Below are 19,531 nucleotides of genomic sequence, written 5' to 3' on the forward strand. Positions count from 1 at the left end.
ATGACCCTCACTTCCGCGCCGCGAGAAATCTCTCCATCGTGCCAAACGAGAATGCGGAGATCGGCAGGTCTGTTCGGCCATCGAGAGCGAGGTCTGCGAGTATTTCGCCGATGACGCTGGTGAACTTGAAGCCGTGGCCGGAACAGGGCGAGGCGACGACGATGCGCGGGTTGCCGGGCATCAGGTCGATCAGAAAATCCTCGCTCGGCAGCATGGTGTAGCGGCAGGTAATGGCGTTGACGCGCAGCCCGTTCGCAGCGGGCAGGCGCCTGGCGATGAAGGCGTCGAGGAGCGCCGTATCGGCGTCGTTCACCGGTGGATTGGGCTCGTTCGGATCGATCGGTTCGCGGAAATGCGCATGGCGACCGATCTTGACCCCGTCGACGCCGATGGCCGGAAATCCGAAATAGGAGCCGTCGTCGCCTTCGTCGCGTATGAAGGCGGGCATGCGCTGCGGCTGGGTCACGAAGCCGTCGCGCGGCTGGTACCAGGCGACCACCTGCCGGATCGGCACTGCATGCTCTTTCAACTGCGGCACGAGTTCAGAAATCCACGACCCGGTGGCGACGATCACCTTGTTTGCCCGATACTTGCCCACGGCAGACGTAACAGTCACGCCGGCGTCGTCAGGCTCGATCCCGGTGACTTTCTCGCCGAAATGCAGCACGGCACCGTCTTCGGCGGCAAGCCTTATATAGCCCGCGACAGCCGCTTCCGGGCGGATATAGCCTCCCTGAGGATCGAGCAGGGCGATCTCGCCGGCATCCAGTGAGAACACCGGAAACCGCGCCTTCATCGCCGCCCGGTCCAGCTCTTCGATGGTAAGATCGTGCAATTTGCAGGAGGCGCGCGTGCCTGTCACGATAGTGCTGTCGGGCGCGCCGATTTGCAGCACGCCGGTGATTGTCAGGACTTCGCTGCGCAGCCGCCCTTCCAGTGCCCGCCAGTTGGCATAGGCCCGCTGCAGCAGCGGCACATAGGACGGGTCCTCGAAATAGCCGAGCCGGATAAGCCGGCTGTCGCCATGGGAAGAGCCCAGCGTATGGGCCGGATAGTAGGCATCTATGCCGATGGCTTGCACGCCGCGGGCGGCAAGATGCGACAGGGCCGCGCTGCCCATGGCACCGAGACCGATGACGGCGACGTCGAATTGCGGTGTCATGGCTACATTCCCGATTTCAGTGAGGCGGCGGTGGCACGTCGCGGATCAGCGACCTGATCGCCTCGATGTCGCCGCCAAGCGGACGGTCGTCGGCATAATGCGCGACGCGGCTGCGGACAAGCCGGTAAATCGTCTCTGTGCCATCGGCGCGCGCTGCCACCTTAGACAGGAAGTCGTGTGCCTGTGCGGCTGCCATCAGTTCGATCGCAAAGATGTACTCGGCGTTGTCGAGCACCGCGAGCAACTTGTTGGCGGCCGCGGTCGGATGGGCGAGAAAATCCTCCTGCAACGCCGATGTCAGGCCGCCATCGGTGCTGGCGGGAGCAGCCAGTCGACGGTTTTCGTTGGCGAGCGCTGCCGCACTGTACTGGGCGATCATCAGGCCGGAATGGCTGCCTGCGTCGCTGGCGAGGAACGGCGGCAGGCCGCTCACCAGTGGATTGACCAGTCGGTCCATCCGGCGTTCGCTCATGCCAGCGATCTGCGCCAACGCAATCGCGAGGCCGTCCGCTGCCTGGCCGAGTGCCGGCGATACGGCATGGGCCTCCGAGGAGACGACGGGATTGTCCGGCGTGCCGTAGACGGCCGGATTGTCGGTGACGGAGGCCAGTTCCTGGTCGACCACGCGGGCGGAATTTTCGAAGACATCGCGGGCCGCGCCATGGGCATGCGGGATGGCGCGCAGGCTGAGGGCATCCTGAGTGCGTTTGCCGAGCGCTGCCGCAATCAGACCGCTGCCGGCGAGCAGCCGCCGTAACGATGCGCCGACTTTCTGGACGCCATCCGAAACCTTGAGGGCGAGCGCGGTCTCGTCGAAGGCTGCCATCTGTCCGCCGGCTGCCTCGAGCGTCAGCGCGGCAATGGCATCCGCCCATTCGAGAAGATTGGCTGCACGCGCCAGTGCCACGCAAGAAAGCCCGGTGGCGCAGGCCGTGCCATTGACGAGACTGAGCCCCTCCTTGGCGCCCAGCACCAGCGGCACAAGGCCGATAGCCGCAAGCGCCTCGCCACCGGTCATCGGCTGTCCTGCAACATGGGCCGCACCCTCGCCGATCAGCACCAGTGCCGTGTGGGCATTGTGGGTGAGATAGCCTGCCGATCCCCTGGAGGGGACGTCTGGAATGCAGTCCTTGTCGAGAAACGTCCGGAGGTGGTCGACGATCTCGCGGCGCACACCGGAATAGCCGTGGGAAAAATTGGCGATCTGGGCGGCGATGATCGCCCTGACTTCGCGCCGGGACAGAAGCGGTCCGACGCCGCAGGCATGGCTGAGGATAATGTTGCGTGACAGCTTGCTCTGCGATGCGAGGTCTACCACTGTATCCGATAGGGCGCCGACGCCGGTGTTGATGCCGTAGGCCCGCTGGCCCGTTTCGACGATGCGGGCAACGATGCGGCTGGCATTGTCGATGCGCGCCCAGACTGCGGGGGCGAGCGACAGGCTTTCGCCGCCTGCGATGGCCGCGACGTCGCGCCAGCCGAGCTTTGCTTCGAGAGTGACGGTCATGGGATCAGCTTCCGAAATTGCCGATGAACTGGCGGAAAGCCGGCGAGCCGCCGCCGCCAAACATCTCTTCCGGGCTGCCGGAACTGTCGATCAGCCCTTCGCGCATGAAGACGACGCGGTTGGAGACGTTGCGGGCAAAGCTCATCTCGTGGGTGACGACCAGCATGGTCATGCCCTCTTCTGCCAGCGCCCGCATGACGCGCAGCACCTCGCCGACCAGTTCCGGATCGAGTGCGGATGTCGGTTCGTCGAACAGCATCACCTTCGGCTTCATCGCCAGCGCCCGCGCTATCGCCGCGCGCTGCTGCTGGCCGCCGGAAAGATGGGCCGGATAGGCATGGCGCTTGTCCGCGATGCCGACCTTCTCGAGCAGCGCCTCGGCGTCAGCAATGGCTTCCGCACGAGGCCGCTTCAGCACGTGGATCGGGCCCTCGATGACATTCTGCAGGATGGTCATATGGGACCAGAGATTGAACGACTGGAACACCATGCCGAGTTCCGAGCGGATGTGGTCGACCTGCCGGTTGCTCTCCGGCTTGCTCCGTCCGTTCTTGTGGATCATGCGGATTTGCTCGCCATCCACCCAGATTTCGCCGTCGTTGGCGACTTCGAGAAGGTTGATGCAGCGGAGGAATGTCGACTTGCCGGAGCCGGAAGCGCCGAGCAGGGATATGACGTCGCCATCCTCGGCATCCAGCGAGATGCCGCGCAGCACCTCGTGGGTGCCGAAGCTCTTGCGGATATTGCGGACCGAAAGTCGGTTGACGCGGGCCATGGTCGCTCCAGTTCAGACTGCGTTACGCCTTCAAAGCCTGCGGCGCTGCGCGGCGATGGCGGGAGAGGCGATATTCTAGCAGGCCGAAGGCCTGCAGGATGATGAAATTCAGGACGAGATAGATGACGGCGGCGCAGAGAAATACCTCCATCGTCCGGTAGGTGTGCGAGATCAGCCGCTGTGCGACGCCGGTTACCTCCCAGACGGTTACGAGGCTTGCGAGCGCCGTCGACTTCAACATCAGCACGATCTCGGTCGAATAGGCAGGCAGCGCATGGCGGAAGGCGATGGGCGCCAGAATGCGGCGCACCAGCAGAAAGCCGGACATGCCGATCGAGCGGGCTGCCTCGATCTCCTTCGGCGAAACGGCGCGGATGCCGCCGCGAAAGATCTCTGCCGTGTAGCCGGCCGTGCAGAGCGCCAGCGACAGCACGGCGCAGACAAAGGGCTCGCGCAGCAGCGGCCAGAGAAACGAGTAGCGGATGATGCCGAACTGGCCGAGGCCGTAAAAGATCAGGAACATCTGGATCAGCAGCGGCGAGCCGCGAAACACGAAGATATAGGCCTTGGCGAAGGCCGAAAGGATCGGATTGCCGCCGGTGCGCATCCAGACGAGCCCCAGCGCCAGCAGGCCGCCAAGGGTGATCGACGTGATGAACAGGGCCAGCGTCATCGGCAAGGCTGCGAGCAGCGTGGCCATGGTCGATGACAGGAAGGCGATATCCATGGCTCAAGCCTTCCCCATCGTTGCCGACGGCATGCTACGGTTGGCGCGACGCTCGGCTCGGTTGAAAACCTGGTCCGAAAGACTGGTCAGGATCAGGTAGAGGCACCCGCCGGCGATAAAGAACAGGAAATAATGCCGCGTCGAGCCGGCCGCCACCTGGCTGGTGCGCATCAGTTCGGCAAGCCCGGTAACAGAGATCAGGGCTGAATCCTTGAGGCTCAGCTGCCAGACATTGCCGAGGCCGGGGATGGCAAGCCTCAGCACCTGCGGCAGGATGATCCGGCGGAAGCGCAGTCGCGTGCCCATGCCGATCGCCGAGGCGGCTTCCAGTTCGCCCTTCGAGATCGCCAGGTAGGCGCCGCGAAACACTTCAGCCTGGTAGGAGCCGGAGATGACCCCCACGGCAAGGGCGCCGGCGGCAAAGGACGGCAGGCCAAGGAAGCCGTCGTAGCCCAGTGCCTTGCCCATGGAGGTCAGGGCGCTCGAGCCGCCAAAATAGATGAGATAGATGATCAGCAGTTCAGGCACGCCGCGAAAGACGGTGGTGTAGGCATGGCCGAGCGCCCATAGGAGCCGGTTGCCGGAAAGCTTGGCTGCGGCGACGAGCGTGCCGAGCACGGCGCCGATCGCCAGCGCCGCTGCAGTGACGGCGAGCGTCAGCAGCGTTGCCACGAGAAGCAGGGCGCCCCACCCGGTCGAACCGAAGCCCAGCAGTTGCAATGTCGACATCTGTTATTCCGAAATGACGAAAACAGTGACGCCCCCGGCCCTATCGACCGGAGGCATCTGTTGGAAAAGTTATTTCGGGCTGACGTCGGTCTTGAACCACTTCATCGACAGGGTCTTGACGGTGCCATCGGCGAGTGCCGACTTGATCGCCGCGCTGAACATGTCGCGCAGGTCTGTGTCGGACTTGCGAACGCCGAGGCCTTCGCCGATACCCCAGATGGGTCCGGCAATCTGCGGGCCGGAGAAGCCGAGCGCGCCATTGGCTGCTTCGAAGGCGGTTTCGAAATAGACGGCGTCGTCGAAGCCGAGGTCGATGCGGCCGTTCTGCAGGTCGAGGTCGCGGTCTGCGCCGGTCTTGTATTCGCGGATCGTGGCGATGTCTGCAAAGTTGTCATAGACGAACTTGGCGTAGACGGTGGCCGCCTGGATGCCGATGGTCTTGCCCTTGAAGGCTTTCTTCAGGGCATCGATCTCAGCCACGCCGGTCTGGCCGGGCGTCATGGTGATGGTCTTGCCGGTGCCGGCGGCATTCGCCAGCGGACTGTCCTTGGCGACGGCAAAGGCTGCCGGGGTGGCGGCATAGGGAACGGTGAAGTCGATGACCTGCTTGCGCTCGTCGGTGATCGACAGGGCATCCATGATGATGTCGAACTTGCCGGCGTTGAGCGCCGGGATCATGCCGTCCCAGTCGGAGGCCACGAGCTTGCACTCGACCTTGGCCTTTTCGCAGAGCACCTTGGCCAACTCCGGCTCGAAGCCGCCCAGCGTGCCGTCGGCATTGGTCATGTTCCAGGGCGCATAAGCGCCTTCGAGCGTGATGGTGACGGTTTTCCAATCCTTGGCTTCGGCGGCAGGTCCGGCAAGGGTGGCCAGCGCCACGGCGCCCGATAGTAGCAATGCATTGATTTTCATGGTCTCTCCTCTGGGGGCAAAATTGGCCGCGTCGTTGCACTGCCGGTCTGTGCCGGGTTGCTGCCTCGACATGGCCTCGGTGTAAAATGGTTTAAAGCCAATGCACCATATGAGATTTCGGAGGCGCGGCAAGCCGCCCCTTATTTAATATGCAAATTTGATTGCTGCTCAATGATTGGGCGATCCAGTCTGCGTCTCGCATAGGCCTCGCTGCGACATAAGTCTATATTTATGAAAATGCCGGATATGCCTCAGAAACTTCAAGCATTTCTGATAGACCTATGATTCTCAAATTTCGGTGATGAACGGAGACAGCCGCCGATGGCCATTCGCCCCCTCTTGATCGGTCTCACTCTCATTCTTGCGCTGGTGATGATCGTGCTCAGCATTCTGCTGGTCAATCCGACGCACACCATCCGCCAGGCCGAACCCTTTGCGCCGCAGCAACCTGGTGCAAATCCGCAGCAGTAAGCTGGTATTGTCGGGCCCAGGACCCCACCTACGGAACTGTCTGCTACGCGGTGCGTTTGTCGGGCAAGTTCACAAGGAAAAGTCCAATGCGAGTAATGATAGCCGTCGTAACGATCATGGTGGTGTCTGTTCTCAGCCTGTCGATGCTGACACCGGCCGGCGAAGAGATGACCGGCAAGGGTTCCAAGCTGGAAGCCTCCATCAACTAATTTGCGCTCTGATGACATGCTTCTCGTCTAAGCCGAAAGCAGACGGGTCATGGTGGCAACAAAACGCTTTCGGATCCGGTCCCGCCCGACATGCACTCCACCGCTGACCTGCTTGCGCCCGAGTGCCCAGACACTGTCGATCTTCACGCCTCCGGCAAACATCCAGTGATCGAGCAACTGGTCGCCTTCCAGATAGGGCACGGCGGATACATCCAGCGATACGAGATCGGCGTAGTTTCCTTCTTGCAGTCCTGTAGCGGTCTGTAGGGCGATACCACCGCCTCTTAATGCCTGATCGAACAACGCACGACCGGTCGAGCCGTTTTGAGGTGCCACCACGTTGCGGGCGCGGAGGTCGAGGCGCTGCGAATACTCCAGCTGGCGTAACTCTTCAGGCACCGAGATCAGGACGTTCGAGTCCGAGCCGATGCCGAACCGCCCTCCCTCTGACATGAACTGCGGGGCAGGAAATGTCCCGTCTCCAAGGTTGGCCTCGGTGATCGGGCAGAGGCCTGCCACCGCGCCGCTCTTGGCCATGCGTGTCGTTTCATCCTCCGTCATATGTGTCGCATGTATCAGGCACCAGCGCGCATCGACATCGGCATGGTCGAGCAGCCATTCGACGGGCCGTGCGCCGGACCAGGCAATGCAGTCCTCTATTTCCTTGACCTGCTCTGCGACGTGGATGTGGATTGGCCCGTTCCGCCCAAGCTCTGCGGCAAAACTCAGTTCTTCCGGCGTCACCGCCCGCAGGCTATGCGGCGCAAGGCCGAGCACGCCGCCTTCCAGTGCGCCAATCACCTGCCGGCATCCCTCCATCAGTGTCGCAAAGCTATCCGGCGTATTGATAAAGCGGCGCTGGCCCTCGATCGGCTGACCGCCTCCGAAACCGGACCGCGCGTAAAGCACCGGCAGCAGCGTCAGCCCGATACCGGCTTGACTGCTGGCAGCGCCGATACGTTCGGCCAATTCGGCAATATTGGCATAGGGCCTGCCGTCCTTGTCGTGGTGCAGGTAGTGGAATTCCCCGACGCGGCAAAAGCCGGCCTCCAGCATCTCCATGTAGAGTTCGGCCGCGACCGCCTCGACATCCTCGGGCGTCATCGTCAGGGCGAATTTGTACATCACCGTCCGCCAGCTCCAGAAGCTGTCGCTGCCGGGGCCTCGCACTTCGGCAAGACCTGCCATCGCCCGCTGGAAAGCGTGGCTGTGCAGGTTTGGCATGGCGGGTACGAGCACTGCGTGGCGCTCGTCGGCGGCCTCGGCCGGTACGCCCGCAGCGATGCTGACGATGCGCCCGTCGGCAATCTCTATGCGTACGTTCTTTTGCCAGCCGGTTGGCAATAGGGCTGATCCTGCGTGAAGTCCGACCATCGGCATTCCCCTTCTATTTGCGGGCGATCCGTCCTAGGTTCCTCGCCAGCTGCCATATTTTTGCTTGTCACACGACTATTATGTATATACATGTTAGGCCATAAAGAAAGGCGCAAAGCTGATGACCGGGAACAATTCCTCCGAACAGAATACCGCATTTCTAGGCCGCCCACGTTTGCTGCGCAACGCCCGGCTTGCGACGCTGGACAGCCGCCTGCCCGGCCTCGGCCTTATCGAAAAGGCTGCAATCGTCGTCGAAAATGGCCGCATCGCCTATGCTGGCCCCGAGAGTGAATTGCCGGTCTGGGCCATCGAGACCGCCGATATCCTCGACCTCGAAGGGCGCTGGGTGACCCCCGGACTGGTCGATTGCCACACGCACATCATCTATGGTGGCAATCGCGCCCGCGAGTTCGAAATGCGGCTCGAGGGCGCCACTTACGAAGAGGTTGCGCGCGCCGGGGGCGGCATCGTTTCCTCGGTCAATGCCACAAATGCCCTGTCCGTCGAAGGACTGGTGGCGGCCGCCTTGCCGAGGCTGGACACGCTGCTGGCCGAAGGCGTCACCACCATCGAAATCAAATCCGGCTACGGGCTGAACGTCGATGCCGAACTGCGGATATTGCGCGCCGCCCGAGCCATTGAGCGCATCCGTCAGGTCCGCGTCGTCACCTCCTATCTCGCAGCACACGCGACGCCCGTCGACTACAAGGGGCGCAACGACGCCTATATCGACGAGGTTGTGCTTCCCGGCATGCGGCAGGGCGCGGCGGAAGGCCTGATCGATGCCGTCGACGGATTTTGCGAAGGTATCGCATTCTCGCCGTCCGAAATTGCCCTGGTGTTCGACGCTGCCAAGGCGCTCGGCCTGCCGGTCAAGCTGCATGCCGAGCAGCTTTCCAATCTCGGTGGCGCCAGGCTCGCTGCATCCTACGGGGCCCTGTCGGCCGATCATCTCGAATATCTGGATGCTGCAGGCGTGGCTGCACTTGCCGCGAGCGGCACGGTGGCCGTGCTGCTGCCCGGCGCCTTCTATGCCATCAACGAGAAGCAGAAGCCGCCGGTCCAGCTGTTGCGAGACGCCGGGGTGAAGATCGCCATTGCCACCGACAGCAATCCCGGCACCTCGCCGCTGACATCCCTGCTGCTCACCATGAACATGTCGGCGACCCTGTTCGGCCTTACGGTCGAGGAGTGCATTGCCGGGACGACCCGCGAGGCCGCGCGGGCCCTAGGCGTGCTTGCTGAAACCGGAACTATCGAGGTCGGGAAATCGGCGGATCTCGCCACCTGGAACGTCGATAGCCCGGCCGAACTTGTCTACCGGATTGGTTTCAATCCGCTTTATGCGCACCTGTTCAAGGGCGAGAGGATCGATCGATGACCATCACACTCCATCCAGGTTCGGTGACGCTCGCCGATCTCTCGATTATCTACTGGACGGGCGAACCTGTCGTCCTCGATCGCTCGTTCGACGCCGGTATCGAGCGCGCCGCCGCCCGTATTGCCGAGATTGCCGCCGGCAATGCGCCGGTCTACGGCATCAACACCGGCTTCGGTAAACTGGCGTCGATCAAGATCGACCGTGCCGATGTCGCGACGCTGCAGCGCAATCTGATCCTCTCCCATTGCTGCGGCGTCGGCCAGCCCCTGGCCGAGAATATCGTCCGGCTGATCATGTCCCTGAAGCTGGTGTCGCTCGGGCGCGGCGCATCCGGCGTGCGGCTCGAAATGGTGCGGCTGATCGAGGCGATGCTTGAGAGGGGCGTTATCCCCGTCATTCCGGAAAAAGGCTCTGTCGGCGCCTCCGGCGACCTCGCGCCGCTCGCCCACATGGCGGCGGTCATGATGGGTGAAGGCGAAGCATTTTTAGCCGGCGAACGAATGAGTGGCGGTGCGGCATTGGAAAAGGCCGGGCTGACGCCGATGGTGCTGGCCGCCAAGGAAGGCCTGGCGCTGATCAACGGCACTCAGACCTCGACGGCGCTGGCGCTCGCAGGCCTCTTCCGCGCCCACAGGGCCGCCCAGGCGGCGCTGATCACAGGAGCGCTGTCGACCGATGCGGCGATGGGCTCGTCGGCGCCGTTCCATGCCGATATCCACACCCTGCGCGGCCATCAGGGCCAGATCGACACGGCGGCGGCTCTGCGGGCTTTGCTCGACAATTCGGTCATCCGCGCAAGCCATATCGAGGGCGACGAGCGCGTCCAGGATCCCTATTGCATCCGCTGCCAGCCACAGGTCGACGGCGCCTGCCTCGATCTGTTGCGCCAGGTGGCAAAAACGCTGGAGATCGAAGCCAATGCGGTGACCGACAATCCGTTGGTGCTGTCAGACAATTCGGTCGTCTCCGGCGGTAATTTCCACGCCGAGCCCGTGGCCTTCGCCGCAGACCAGATCGCGCTCGCCGTCTGCGAGATCGGCGCCATCGCCCAGCGCCGCATTGCGCTCCTGGTCGATCCGGCGCTGTCGCATGGCCTGCCGGCCTTCCTTGCCAAAAAGCCCGGGCTCAATTCCGGGCTGATGATCGCCGAGGTAACATCTGCCGCGCTGATGTCTGAGAACAAGCAGATGTCGCACCCGGCCTCGGTCGATTCCACACCGACCTCGGCCAACCAGGAAGACCACGTCTCCATGGCCTGTCACGGTGCCCGCCGACTGCTGCAGATGACCGACAACCTGTTTGGCATCATCGGGATCGAAGCGCTGACGGCGGCCCAGGGGATCGAGTTCCGCGCGCCGCTGGTCACCAGCCCCGAACTCACCGCCGCCGTCGCCGCCATCCGCCGCGTCGTGCCGACGCTCGAAGAGGACCGCTACATGGCAAACGACCTTGCCGCAGCCAGCGACCTGGTATCATCTGGCACACTGAATGCAGCGGTGTCCGAGGGTATCCTGCCGGGTCTGGAGGGCTGATCTTATGGAGGCTATTCCAAGCGGCAGTTTGCGCACGCAGAGGCCGACAACCGCCAAGGAGACCATTCAATGAGCGCTCCTGCTTTCGAAGTCCACCAGGGCTCCTCGCCCGTTGTGCTCGCCTTTCCCCATACCGGCACAGACGTACCAGCCGACATCTGGGAGCGGCTGAACGACAATGGGCGCATCCTCGCCGATACCGACTGGCACATCCACCGGCTCTATGACGGCCTGCTCGACGACGCGACGACGGTTCGGGCCACCTTCCACCGCTATGTCATCGACGCCAATCGCGATCCCGATGGGTCAAGCCTCTATCCCGGTCAAAATACCACCGGCCTTATCCCGGGCACGGATTTCGACGGCAAGGCGATCTGGAAGAATGGCGCCGAGCCTTCCGACTCCGATACCGCAGCCCGGCTGTCCGCCTTCCATGCACCCTATCATGCGGCCCTCGCTGCCGAGATCGCACGCGTCAAGGCGATCCATGGCATTGCCGTGCTCTATGACTGCCACTCGATCCGTGCCGACATTCCCTTCCTGTTTGAGGGCACGCTTCCGGATCTCAACATCGGTACCGACATGGGCAAGACCTGCGCGCCGGCGATCGAGGCTGCAACCGTTGCCATCGCCGCTGAAGCCGCCGGCTACACCAGCACGCTGAATGGCCGTTTCAAGGGCGGCTGGACAACGCGCTATTATGGCCAGCCGGCATCGGGCGTTCATGCCATCCAGATGGAGCTGGCGCAATCGACCCATCTTGCCGCCGAAGCTCCGCCCTTCGCCTATGATCCTGAAAAGGCCGAGGCGCTGCGCATTCCGCTCAAGTCCATCCTGTCGCGCATCGAACAGATCGCGCTCGACCTCATCAGCTAAGGGGATTTCGTCATGACCAATTCACGCCACAACATCCGCGAGATCCGCGCGCCGCGCGGGCCGGATCTCAACACCAAGAGCTGGATGACGGAAGCGCCGCTGCGCATGCTAATGAACAATCTCGACCCTGACGTCGCCGAAAACCCCAACGAACTCGTCGTCTACGGCGGTATCGGCCGGGCGACACGCACCTGGGAAGACTTCGACAGCATCGTCGCGACCCTGAAGACGCTCACCGAAGAAGAGACGCTGTTGGTGCAATCCGGCAAGCCGGTCGGCGTGTTCCGCACCCACAAGGATGCGCCGCGCGTGCTGATCGCAAACTCCAACCTCGTGCCACACTGGGCGACATGGGATCATTTCAACGAGCTTGATAAGAAGGGCCTTGCGATGTATGGCCAGATGACGGCCGGCTCGTGGATCTATATCGGCGCCCAAGGCATCGTCCAGGGCACTTATGAGACCTTCGTCGAAGCCGGACGCCAGCACTATGGCGGCAGCCTCAAGGGCAAATGGATCCTCACCGGCGGTCTCGGCGGCATGGGTGGCGCCCAGCCGCTCGCCGCGGTCATGGCCGGTGCCTGCTGCCTCGCCGTCGAATGCGACGAAACCCGCGCCGATTTCCGACTGCGCACGCGCTATGTCGACGAAAAGACCGACAGCCTGGACGAGGCACTGGCCAAGATCGATCAGTGGACCAAGGCCGGCGAGGCAAAATCGATCGCGTTGATCGGCAATGCTGCCGAAATCTTCCCCGAGCTTTTCAAGCGCGGCGTCCGACCGGATATCGTTACCGACCAGACCTCCGCCCACGACCCGCTGCACGGCTACCTGCCGCTCGGCTGGACCGTGGCGGAATGGAAATCCAAACAGGAGACTGCGCCAAAGGAAGTCGAGGCCGCTGCGCGCGCCTCGATGAAGATCCACGTCGCCGCCATGGTCGATTTCTGGAACGCCGGCGTGCCGACGCTCGATTACGGCAACAACATCCGCCAGGTCGCGAAAGACGAGGGCCTGGAGAATGCCTTCGCCTTCCCCGGCTTCGTCCCGGCCTATATCCGGCCGCTGTTCTGCCGCGGTATCGGCCCGTTCCGCTGGGCGGCGCTGTCGGGCGATCCGGAGGATATCTACAAGACCGACGCCAAGGTGAAGGAACTGACGCCCGGCAATACCCATTTGCACAACTGGCTCGACATGGCGCGTGAACGCATCGCCTTCCAGGGCCTGCCCGCCCGCATCTGCTGGGTGGGTCTCGGCGACCGTGACCGGATCGGTCTGGCCTTCAACGAAATGGTCAAGAACGGTGAGCTTTCGGCGCCCGTCGTCATCGGCCGCGATCATCTCGATAGTGGCTCCGTCGCCTCGCCGAACCGCGAAACCGAGGCTATGAAGGATGGCTCGGACGCCGTCTCCGACTGGCCGCTGCTCAACGCCCTGCTGAACACCGCCTCGGGCGCCACCTGGGTATCGATCCATCACGGCGGCGGCGTCGGCATGGGCTTTTCACAGCATGCCGGCATGGTCATCTGCTGCGACGGCTCGGAAGACGCCGCCCGCCGCATCGCCCGCGTCCTCTGGAACGACCCGGCCACCGGCGTCATGCGCCACGCCGACGCCGGCTACGACATCGCTATCGACTGCGCCAAGGAAAAGGGCCTGCGCCTGCCGGGAATTCTCGGCAACTGAGGTCGCGAGGTCAGTAAAGGCCGCCGCCTTTGGTGGCGGCCTTGGGGGATTGAGTCGCAGCGGGGCGTGGATTGGCGATTTTTCCGGCACGACGCGAGTAAGTCCCGCTGGTGATCTAGGACCGGTGCCAAAAGCGGAGAACTTCGCGTGACAACGCCGCCATGGCGCGCGCAGCATCTTGGCGTTTCATCTGCAACGCATCGCAAACGTGCTGTAATTCCACCCTGTCGGCCAACCTGTCAACGACCCACAAAGCTTTGCGTCCGATATCGCCGCCATAGGCATTTTCCGCCTTCGTGACTGCGTCTTGCGAAATCGCGCCGTGATAATCTATCAGCATGCCGAGATCGATTGCATCGCGATATGCGACTGCGCGATCCTGGCACCGGTCGGCATTGGCAAGCAATTTCTCCGCCATCATGTCGCTCGGCAAAAGGACTGGTACGCCGAGCCCAGCATTCATTATGCCGTCCAGCGGAATGCGGCTTTCCCGAACGATTTCGAAACGGATCGTTTGTTCGTCGAGCGAGAGCAGCGTGCGTACGCCATACTGATCTGCCCTCACTTCGCGTAAGGCTGTAACCGGCGCCGCAAACAGGCCACCGACACCCTTTTCGACGGCGAGGCTGCGCATGGCGCGGTAGCCATCCATATCGGCACAAAGGAAGTCTACGTCGAGGGAACGACGGTATTCGCCGTGCATCATGACAACGGCCGTGCCTCCGGCAAACCAGCAACGATTTAACACGAGAAGTGTCGGATCCATAAGCCTCAATGCCTTGGCAATTATCCGATGCTCCGGTCGCTGGAAGTCAGTCATGTGGTTCCTGCCCTCTGTGGCGACCGGGTGCGTGGCGGCTAACTTGAAACCAATAGTTCCCCGTGTCCGAACCGAGCGGTCAGCTCTTCGATAAGGGCTTTCTCACTGGGTGTCAGTCGCTGCCGATCGACAAAGCGCCAGTTCCGCTCGTAAATTGCAAACGCCTCGGCTGCGGCAACCGGGCGTGTCGCATCCCGGCTCCACACTATCAGGGCAAGCTCCGGGTAATCTGCAGGAACGATCATCATATCGGCATCGATTGTCATGGTGGCATAATAGGCCAAGATCGGGGTCCGGGGAAGAGCGGCCGATTTTTGTAATCAAGTTCGAAGGCATTCGAGGCAGGGTCGTGACGTTAATTACGTGACTTTCGTTCACTTGTCATGGATGTCATAAGAGCTATGAAAGCTCGGGTCTTTATCACAGATATCGTAGTTTTTTCTGATTGACGAAACGGCTTGATCCCGGTCTTTCAACGAAAAACAAAAGGAACCGCGGCACCAACGCCCCAGCCTAAAAAAAATCCACCACCGCTCGCGGGTGCAGACACCGTTGTCGCGGGGCGTATGGTCGGGTAGTTCTTGTTCTCCACGCGGCGGAATGACGAGGGACATCAGGATGACGGACGAGCCGGTTTTGGATAGCAAGCTGACCACTTCCAAGCGGCGGTGGGCGGCGGAGGGCAAGTTTCTGACCGGTCGCGTCAGCCGGGCGGAGAGCGAGCGGTTGCCGCCGGGGCAGCATCTGGTGAAGAACTGGCCGGTGCTCGATCTCGGCACCCAGCCGGAGATCGCGCTTTCCAGCTGGCGGCTGGAGGTCGGTGGCCGGGTCGAGGCGCCGCTATCGCTCGACTGGGCGGCATTCGGCGCCCTTGAGCAAAGCAGCAAGGTCAGTGACATGCACTGCGTCACCACATGGTCGCGCTATGACAACAAATGGGACGGGGTTTCCACCCGCGATCTTCTCGATCACGTCATGCCCAAGTCGGATGCCGACTATGTGATGCTGACCAGCTATGACGGCTATACGACCAACCTGCCGCTGGCCGATTTCGCTGCCGAGGACGCGATCCTTGCGACCGCCTGGGAAGGCCAGCCGCTTAGCCGCGATCACGGCGGACCGATGCGCCTCGTCGTGCCGCATCTCTATCTCTGGAAGAGCGCCAAATGGTTGCGCCGCATCGACCTGATGAAATCGGACAAGGCCGGTTTCTGGGAGAAGAACGGCTATCACATGCGCGGCGATCCCTGGCGGGAGCAGCGCTACACGGAAGACTGAATTCGACATTACGCCGGCAATTTGCCGACATCTCAATCGCACTCGGCGCAATTGAGCCGAGAGTGACGCCTGTCGGCTCTTCAATTTTACCGTGATCGCAGCGGGGCACGGAACTTAGCCCCGCTCCATGTGTTCCCCTGCCATCGCATATCACAATGACAGGAGAGCATGATGTTTCTCAAATTATTTGCCGCCTCGACACTCGCTTTGAGCATGGCTACCGCTGTTGTCGCGGAGCCGCTCACCCTGCGCGTCACTCCAAAAGGTCCGCGCGTAGTTACCGTTTACAGCGCCGTTATCGATCACTCCAAGGATGCAATCTCGCCAAGCGGTATCATCAATGTCGACCTGCCGTTCACGGGCACCACCAACCGCACGCCGATCCGTATCCAGTGCGATTCAAACCCGACGACGTCTGTGATGCGCAGCAACACTTTCGATGCTGCACCGCTTTCTGACTGCCCGTAAGGGCGGCGTGGCGCGGTCTCGCCTCAAGCGGCCTCTATGTCCGTAGCAGCAAAGCCGTTGCCAGAAAAAAGCAACGGCTGGCGGTAATATTTGGCGCAAGCATATGTCAGGCAGTCGTCGAGACTGAGACCGGCGCCGCCTTTACCAAAATTGTCGTTTTTACCAAAATTGGAGTAGGCCTCCACCGCCAGTGAAGCGGCTCGCGGGGGCACAGCCACTGACTGGATATTCATCAGTTGCAGGAAGGTGGCGACAGCCTCGGACGCTTCATCGACCGGAATTTCCAATTCGGCGACAAGCGCCAGTGTCGTTCGAGCCACAGTCATTGGCGACGTGAGGCGCACGGTCGACGCCTGCATCCGCCTTGCAAATTCGCGCGCGGCTTCCTCGTCGGTCATCATTGCCAGCAGTACAGAGCCATCGATAAACATCAGCGCGGCTCTGCATCGGCGTTTCGCACGTTGGTCTTCGTGCGCAGGTTTCGGCAGAAGGCCACGGCGATATCTTCCAGCACCGGCTTTGCCAGTTCGGTATCGAGCGCCAGTTGCAGCGCCTTGCGGACAGCCTCGGTCTTCGATGGCGCCTTGGTCAGCGCCTGATAGCGACGTGCCAGGCGGTCGATGGCATCGTCCTTGATGTAGAGTGGCATGGATCTGTCTCCTTGATGCCGCGGTGTTACGACCTCGGGGATGGCTGGACAAGCCGGCATCTGCGGCGCAGATGGTGAGAACACGTAGCCAGTTTCATTCGAGGCAGATATCGCTATGACACCTCCCGTCGCACTCGTCACCGGCTCGACATCGGGCATCGGTGCGGCAATCGCCCGGCGGCTTGCCGCAGAAGGCTATGCAATCGTCCTCCATTCCCGGTCGTCTGTTGACGCCGGGCTGGCGCTTGCAAGCATGCTGCCGATGGCGACCTATATCCAGGCCGATCTCGCTGTCGATGCCGACAGGGCAAGGCTGGTCGCCGGGGCGGTTGCCCAATGGGGCCGGCTCGACGTGCTTGTGAACAATGCCGGCATCAGCCGCGTCATTCCCCATTCCGATATGGCTGCGGCCACGCCGGCGATCTGGCATGAGCTCTACGAGGTCAACGTCGTCGCGCCGTTCCGGCTGGTGGCCGAGGCAGAACCGGCGCTGCGAGCAGCCGCTGGCACGGGACGACCGGGCTCTGTCGTCAATATTTCCTCCCATGCCGGTATCCGCCCCAAGGGTGCCTCCATCCCCTACGCTGCTGCAAAGGCGGCACTCAACCATGCGACGCAGCTGATGGCCCTGTCGCTGGCACCCGATATCCGCGTCAATGCCGTCGCGCCCGGTCTGGTCGATACGCCGCTGACGGCGGACTGGACTGCCGCACAGGATTTGTGGCGAAACCATTCGCCGATGCGCCGGGCGGCGACACCGGAAGACATCGCGCACGCTGTCTGGATGCTTGTCTCTTCGGACTATGCGACGGGAGAGATACTGTTGCTGGACGGCGGTATCAATCTCACCTAGTCCCAGCCCCAAAAGCCGTCCTGGCCCTCAGTGCGGGTGGTGTTGAAGCCGCGCTGGCGCCGGCTCCTCGGCAAGGTCGTCGAGAACGTCACGCAGTGTCCTTGCGATATCCAGCCGACCGCTTTTCAGCGCGGCACGGTGGGCTTGCGAGCAGAGATCCTGCAACGTCGCGCTCTCCTCGACGACGGGCACGACGGGGAAAACGATGCCTGCATATTGCGAGGGTGTGCCGTCTGCGTTTCGAAAGCAGCGGCCGAAGGCCATGATCTCGGTATAAAAACCTCTTGCAGACCGGACGCGGTAATTTTGCTGGCAGGGATACCCCGAAACCACGGCTTCATGCACGGCTTTTGCCACACGCGCCTTATCTTCCGGATGGACGCGATCGAGGTATCGCTCCATCGGCAGGCCGACCATCGTTTCTGACGGATCTAGGCCGAAAAGGGAGGCGAAAGCGCTATCGGCGAAGAATTGGTCGGTTTCGATATCCCAGGTGAAAACTCCCGAGTCCATCGGAGATGGCTGCGAATTCCGGACCAAAATCTTGTCTTTTGCCATGTACCTCTCCATGCCCGTTATTCAACATGAGCGCGCGGGCAGGCCTCTGCAAGGGACAAAAGGGCATGGCGCTGAAAAATATCGACGTTTCCTCGTCAGAATGCGTCGTAAGTACCCGCGTCATGCCGGAAAATCATCGACTTGCCGACGTGCCTGCCTCACCGCCCTTGCATTTCACTCGCGTGCCGGACAGCGGCCACGAAGGAGATCTCAGTCTTGATCTCCCGCGTCGACATCGACGTGACCGTTCGGCGCACGCCCGGCAGGCGGCTGAGCTCCTGACGCAGCTGGCGATCGAGTGCCACCATGTCGACGGCCAGGATATGTAGCAGGTAGTCGGCGTCGCCGGTCGTCGCATGACAGCGCCAGATCAGCGGGTTTTTCCGGACTGCTTCCTCGAACGCGTCCGACAGTTCGAAATCGATAGATACCTGGACAAACGCCTCGAGGCCGAAGCCGAGCTGGGCCGGATCGAGCGTCGTGGTGTATCCCCGGATGAGACCGGCAGCCTCCAGAGCCTTGACGCGCTTCCAGCAGGGCGTCTTGCTCAGCCCGACCTGCTCGGCCAGCGCTGCGAACGACATGCGGGCATCGCCTTCCAGCGCCGAAACGATTTTGAGATCCACCGGGCTTAAGATCATCGTTCTCTCTCTTCGCGCTAAAACAGAGCGATCGTTCTATCAGCTACGCATACTGCATGACAGAAAGGAACAATGTTCGAGAGAATATTTCGTATTCTTCCGAAAAAGAGCTGCTCAATAAGGGGACCAAAATGGATAAGCAGGAATACTGGGAGCGTATCGAGACACCCGATATGAAGGATTACGGCGTCTATCTGCAGTGCGACAAGCTGCTTACCTGCCAGAAGCCTCTGTCTGAAATGGCCAATGCAGACGAACTGCAGTTTCAGATCGTCCACCAGGTAGAGGAGCTGTGGATGAAGCTCATCGCCTACACGCTGGTCGAGGTGATCGGCTACATCGAGGAAGACAATCCCCACCGTATCGTCACGTTGATGGGCCGGGTGCACCGGCTGATGCGGATGATGACCACGCAACTCGATATGCTGGAAACGATGTCGCCGAAGGAATACCAGGAAATCCGCCTTCAACTCGGCAATGGCAGCGGACAGGAGTCACCGGGCTTCAAACTGCTGCTGCGTATGCCTGCCGATCTCTGGCGAGCCTTCAAGGCGACCTATCTGGATGGAAAGGGCCTCACCGTCGACGATGTCTATGACGGCAAGTACGACCATGGTGACAGCTATGTGGTGGCCGAGGCGCTGATAGAGTTCGACGAACTTTTCCAGAAGTTCCGCGCCAACCATGTCTACCTCATCCACCGCTCGATCGGGCTTGGATCAAAATCGCTGAAGGGTCGGCCGGTAGATCTTCTGCAAGCCGGCGCCCGGCACCGCTTTTTCCCCGATCTCTGGGATGTCCGCTGTTCGATGACGGACGCCTGGGGTAGCCAGTATGGCGTCGTCAGGGACAGTATCTCGAAGCCGGAGGCCGTGGCAGAATAAGGCAGCTCGCCGCGCAACTCCGCTGAAACTTGCGCC

23 protein-coding genes are annotated in these 19,531 nt (G+C 61.9%); 10 read left to right on the plus strand and 13 right to left on the minus strand.

All coding sequences use genetic code 11. The annotated features are described in order from the left end of the window. Positions 1 to 7 precede the first annotated feature (7 nt). The 6 genes from solA to EQW76_RS13515 all read right to left on the minus strand — a co-directional run bounded on the left by solA (position 8) and on the right by EQW76_RS13515 (position 5,812). Positions 8 to 1,162 (minus strand): N-methyl-L-tryptophan oxidase, encoded by a 1,155-nt coding sequence (solA, locus tag EQW76_RS13490; RefSeq protein WP_142824900.1) that lies wholly within the window; start codon positions 1,160 to 1,162, stop codon positions 8 to 10. A 16-nt stretch (positions 1,163 to 1,178) separates the two neighbouring features. After that, a complete protein-coding gene (gene hutH, locus EQW76_RS13495; protein ID WP_142824901.1) occupies positions 1,179 to 2,669 on the minus strand; it encodes a histidine ammonia-lyase in 1,491 nt (496 codons plus the stop codon). Between the two features lie 4 nt (positions 2,670 to 2,673). Then, positions 2,674 to 3,444, minus strand: a complete 771-nt coding sequence (locus EQW76_RS13500; protein WP_142824902.1) for an ATP-binding cassette domain-containing protein — start codon at positions 3,442 to 3,444, stop codon at positions 2,674 to 2,676. Between the two features lie 22 nt (positions 3,445 to 3,466). Beyond that, positions 3,467 to 4,171: an ABC transporter permease subunit gene (locus EQW76_RS13505; protein ID WP_142824903.1), complete on the minus strand. Its 705-nt coding sequence runs from the start codon at positions 4,169 to 4,171 to the stop codon at positions 3,467 to 3,469. 3 nt (positions 4,172 to 4,174) lie between these two features. Then, positions 4,175 to 4,900 (minus strand): ABC transporter permease subunit, encoded by a 726-nt coding sequence (locus tag EQW76_RS13510; protein WP_142824904.1) that lies wholly within the window; start codon positions 4,898 to 4,900, stop codon positions 4,175 to 4,177. A gap of 69 nt (positions 4,901 to 4,969) precedes the next feature. Beyond that, positions 4,970 to 5,812, minus strand: a complete 843-nt coding sequence (locus EQW76_RS13515) for a transporter substrate-binding domain-containing protein (protein WP_142824905.1) — start codon at positions 5,810 to 5,812, stop codon at positions 4,970 to 4,972. Between the two features lie 321 nt (positions 5,813 to 6,133). Between EQW76_RS13515 and EQW76_RS29365 the strand changes: the two genes are divergently transcribed. Both EQW76_RS29365 and EQW76_RS30145 read left to right on the plus strand, forming a co-directional pair. Then, positions 6,134 to 6,283 carry a hypothetical protein gene (locus EQW76_RS29365; RefSeq protein WP_162854770.1) on the plus strand — a complete coding sequence of 50 codons (150 nt, stop codon included), beginning with the start codon at positions 6,134 to 6,136 and terminating at the stop codon, positions 6,281 to 6,283. Between the two features lie 86 nt (positions 6,284 to 6,369). Beyond that, positions 6,370 to 6,492, plus strand: a complete 123-nt coding sequence (locus EQW76_RS30145; protein WP_257625765.1) for a hypothetical protein — start codon at positions 6,370 to 6,372, stop codon at positions 6,490 to 6,492. 27 nt (positions 6,493 to 6,519) lie between these two features. On the opposite strand, the gene EQW76_RS13520 is transcribed toward EQW76_RS30145, so the two are convergent. After that, the gene (locus tag EQW76_RS13520) at positions 6,520 to 7,866 is read right to left on the minus strand and encodes a formimidoylglutamate deiminase (protein WP_142824906.1); all 1,347 of its coding nucleotides are present in this window, start codon (positions 7,864 to 7,866) and stop codon (positions 6,520 to 6,522) included. Positions 7,867 to 7,987: 121 nt separating this feature from the next. On the opposite strand from EQW76_RS13520, the gene hutI reads away from it, so the two are divergent. The 4 genes from hutI to hutU all read left to right on the plus strand — a co-directional run bounded on the left by hutI (position 7,988) and on the right by hutU (position 13,344). After that, positions 7,988 to 9,250: an imidazolonepropionase gene (hutI, locus tag EQW76_RS13525; RefSeq protein WP_142824907.1), complete on the plus strand. Its 1,263-nt coding sequence runs from the start codon at positions 7,988 to 7,990 to the stop codon at positions 9,248 to 9,250. Continuing rightward, positions 9,247 to 10,782: a histidine ammonia-lyase gene (gene hutH, locus EQW76_RS13530; protein ID WP_142824908.1), complete on the plus strand. Its 1,536-nt coding sequence runs from the start codon at positions 9,247 to 9,249 to the stop codon at positions 10,780 to 10,782. Before hutI ends, hutH (EQW76_RS13530) begins: the two co-directional genes overlap by 4 nt. 69 nt (positions 10,783 to 10,851) lie before the next feature. Continuing rightward, positions 10,852 to 11,658, plus strand: coding sequence for an N-formylglutamate deformylase (gene hutG / locus EQW76_RS13535; protein WP_142824909.1), 807 nt, complete (start codon positions 10,852 to 10,854; stop codon positions 11,656 to 11,658). A gap of 12 nt (positions 11,659 to 11,670) precedes the next feature. Then, complete coding sequence (gene hutU, locus EQW76_RS13540) at positions 11,671 to 13,344, plus strand: urocanate hydratase (protein WP_142824910.1); 1,674 nt, start codon at positions 11,671 to 11,673, stop codon at positions 13,342 to 13,344. A gap of 115 nt (positions 13,345 to 13,459) precedes the next feature. Here hutU and EQW76_RS13545 read toward each other — a convergent pair whose 3' ends face one another. Further along, complete coding sequence (locus EQW76_RS13545) at positions 13,460 to 14,164, minus strand: nucleotidyl transferase AbiEii/AbiGii toxin family protein (protein ID WP_142824911.1); 705 nt, start codon at positions 14,162 to 14,164, stop codon at positions 13,460 to 13,462. A 38-nt stretch (positions 14,165 to 14,202) separates the two neighbouring features. After that, positions 14,203 to 14,430, minus strand: a complete 228-nt coding sequence (locus EQW76_RS13550; protein WP_142829434.1) for a hypothetical protein — start codon at positions 14,428 to 14,430, stop codon at positions 14,203 to 14,205. Positions 14,431 to 14,782: 352 nt separating this feature from the next. Between EQW76_RS13550 and EQW76_RS13555 the strand changes: the two genes are divergently transcribed. Beyond that, on the plus strand, positions 14,783 to 15,442 hold the full coding sequence (locus tag EQW76_RS13555) for a sulfite oxidase-like oxidoreductase (RefSeq protein WP_142824912.1): 660 nt from the start codon (positions 14,783 to 14,785) through the stop codon (positions 15,440 to 15,442). A 171-nt stretch (positions 15,443 to 15,613) separates the two neighbouring features. After that, complete coding sequence (locus EQW76_RS13560) at positions 15,614 to 15,910, plus strand: hypothetical protein (RefSeq protein WP_142824913.1); 297 nt, start codon at positions 15,614 to 15,616, stop codon at positions 15,908 to 15,910. A gap of 23 nt (positions 15,911 to 15,933) precedes the next feature. Here EQW76_RS13560 and EQW76_RS13565 read toward each other — a convergent pair whose 3' ends face one another. Then, positions 15,934 to 16,341 (minus strand): type II toxin-antitoxin system VapC family toxin, encoded by a 408-nt coding sequence (locus tag EQW76_RS13565; protein WP_142824914.1) that lies wholly within the window; start codon positions 16,339 to 16,341, stop codon positions 15,934 to 15,936. After that, positions 16,341 to 16,559, minus strand: coding sequence for a type II toxin-antitoxin system VapB family antitoxin (locus EQW76_RS13570; RefSeq protein ID WP_142824915.1), 219 nt, complete (start codon positions 16,557 to 16,559; stop codon positions 16,341 to 16,343). Before EQW76_RS13570 ends, EQW76_RS13565 begins: the two co-directional genes overlap by 1 nt. A 115-nt stretch (positions 16,560 to 16,674) precedes the next feature. Here EQW76_RS13570 and EQW76_RS13575 point away from each other — a divergent pair, with 115 nt between their 5' ends. Then, positions 16,675 to 17,412, plus strand: coding sequence for an SDR family oxidoreductase (locus EQW76_RS13575; RefSeq protein ID WP_142824916.1), 738 nt, complete (start codon positions 16,675 to 16,677; stop codon positions 17,410 to 17,412). A gap of 27 nt (positions 17,413 to 17,439) precedes the next feature. On the opposite strand, the gene EQW76_RS13580 is transcribed toward EQW76_RS13575, so the two are convergent. Both EQW76_RS13580 and EQW76_RS13585 read right to left on the minus strand, forming a co-directional pair. After that, on the minus strand, positions 17,440 to 17,970 hold the full coding sequence (locus tag EQW76_RS13580) for a PAS domain-containing protein (protein ID WP_142824917.1): 531 nt from the start codon (positions 17,968 to 17,970) through the stop codon (positions 17,440 to 17,442). Positions 17,971 to 18,128: 158 nt separating this feature from the next. Then, positions 18,129 to 18,611, minus strand: coding sequence for an Lrp/AsnC family transcriptional regulator (locus tag EQW76_RS13585; RefSeq protein ID WP_142824918.1), 483 nt, complete (start codon positions 18,609 to 18,611; stop codon positions 18,129 to 18,131). 131 nt (positions 18,612 to 18,742) lie between these two features. On the opposite strand from EQW76_RS13585, the gene EQW76_RS13590 reads away from it, so the two are divergent. Then, positions 18,743 to 19,495 (plus strand): tryptophan 2,3-dioxygenase family protein, encoded by a 753-nt coding sequence (locus EQW76_RS13590; RefSeq protein WP_142824919.1) that lies wholly within the window; start codon positions 18,743 to 18,745, stop codon positions 19,493 to 19,495. The last annotated feature ends 36 nt before the right edge of the window (positions 19,496 to 19,531 follow it).

This window comes from Rhizobium sp. rho-13.1 (assembly GCF_007000305.1).
Lineage (GTDB): Bacteria > Pseudomonadota > Alphaproteobacteria > Rhizobiales > Rhizobiaceae > Rhizobium > Rhizobium rhododendri.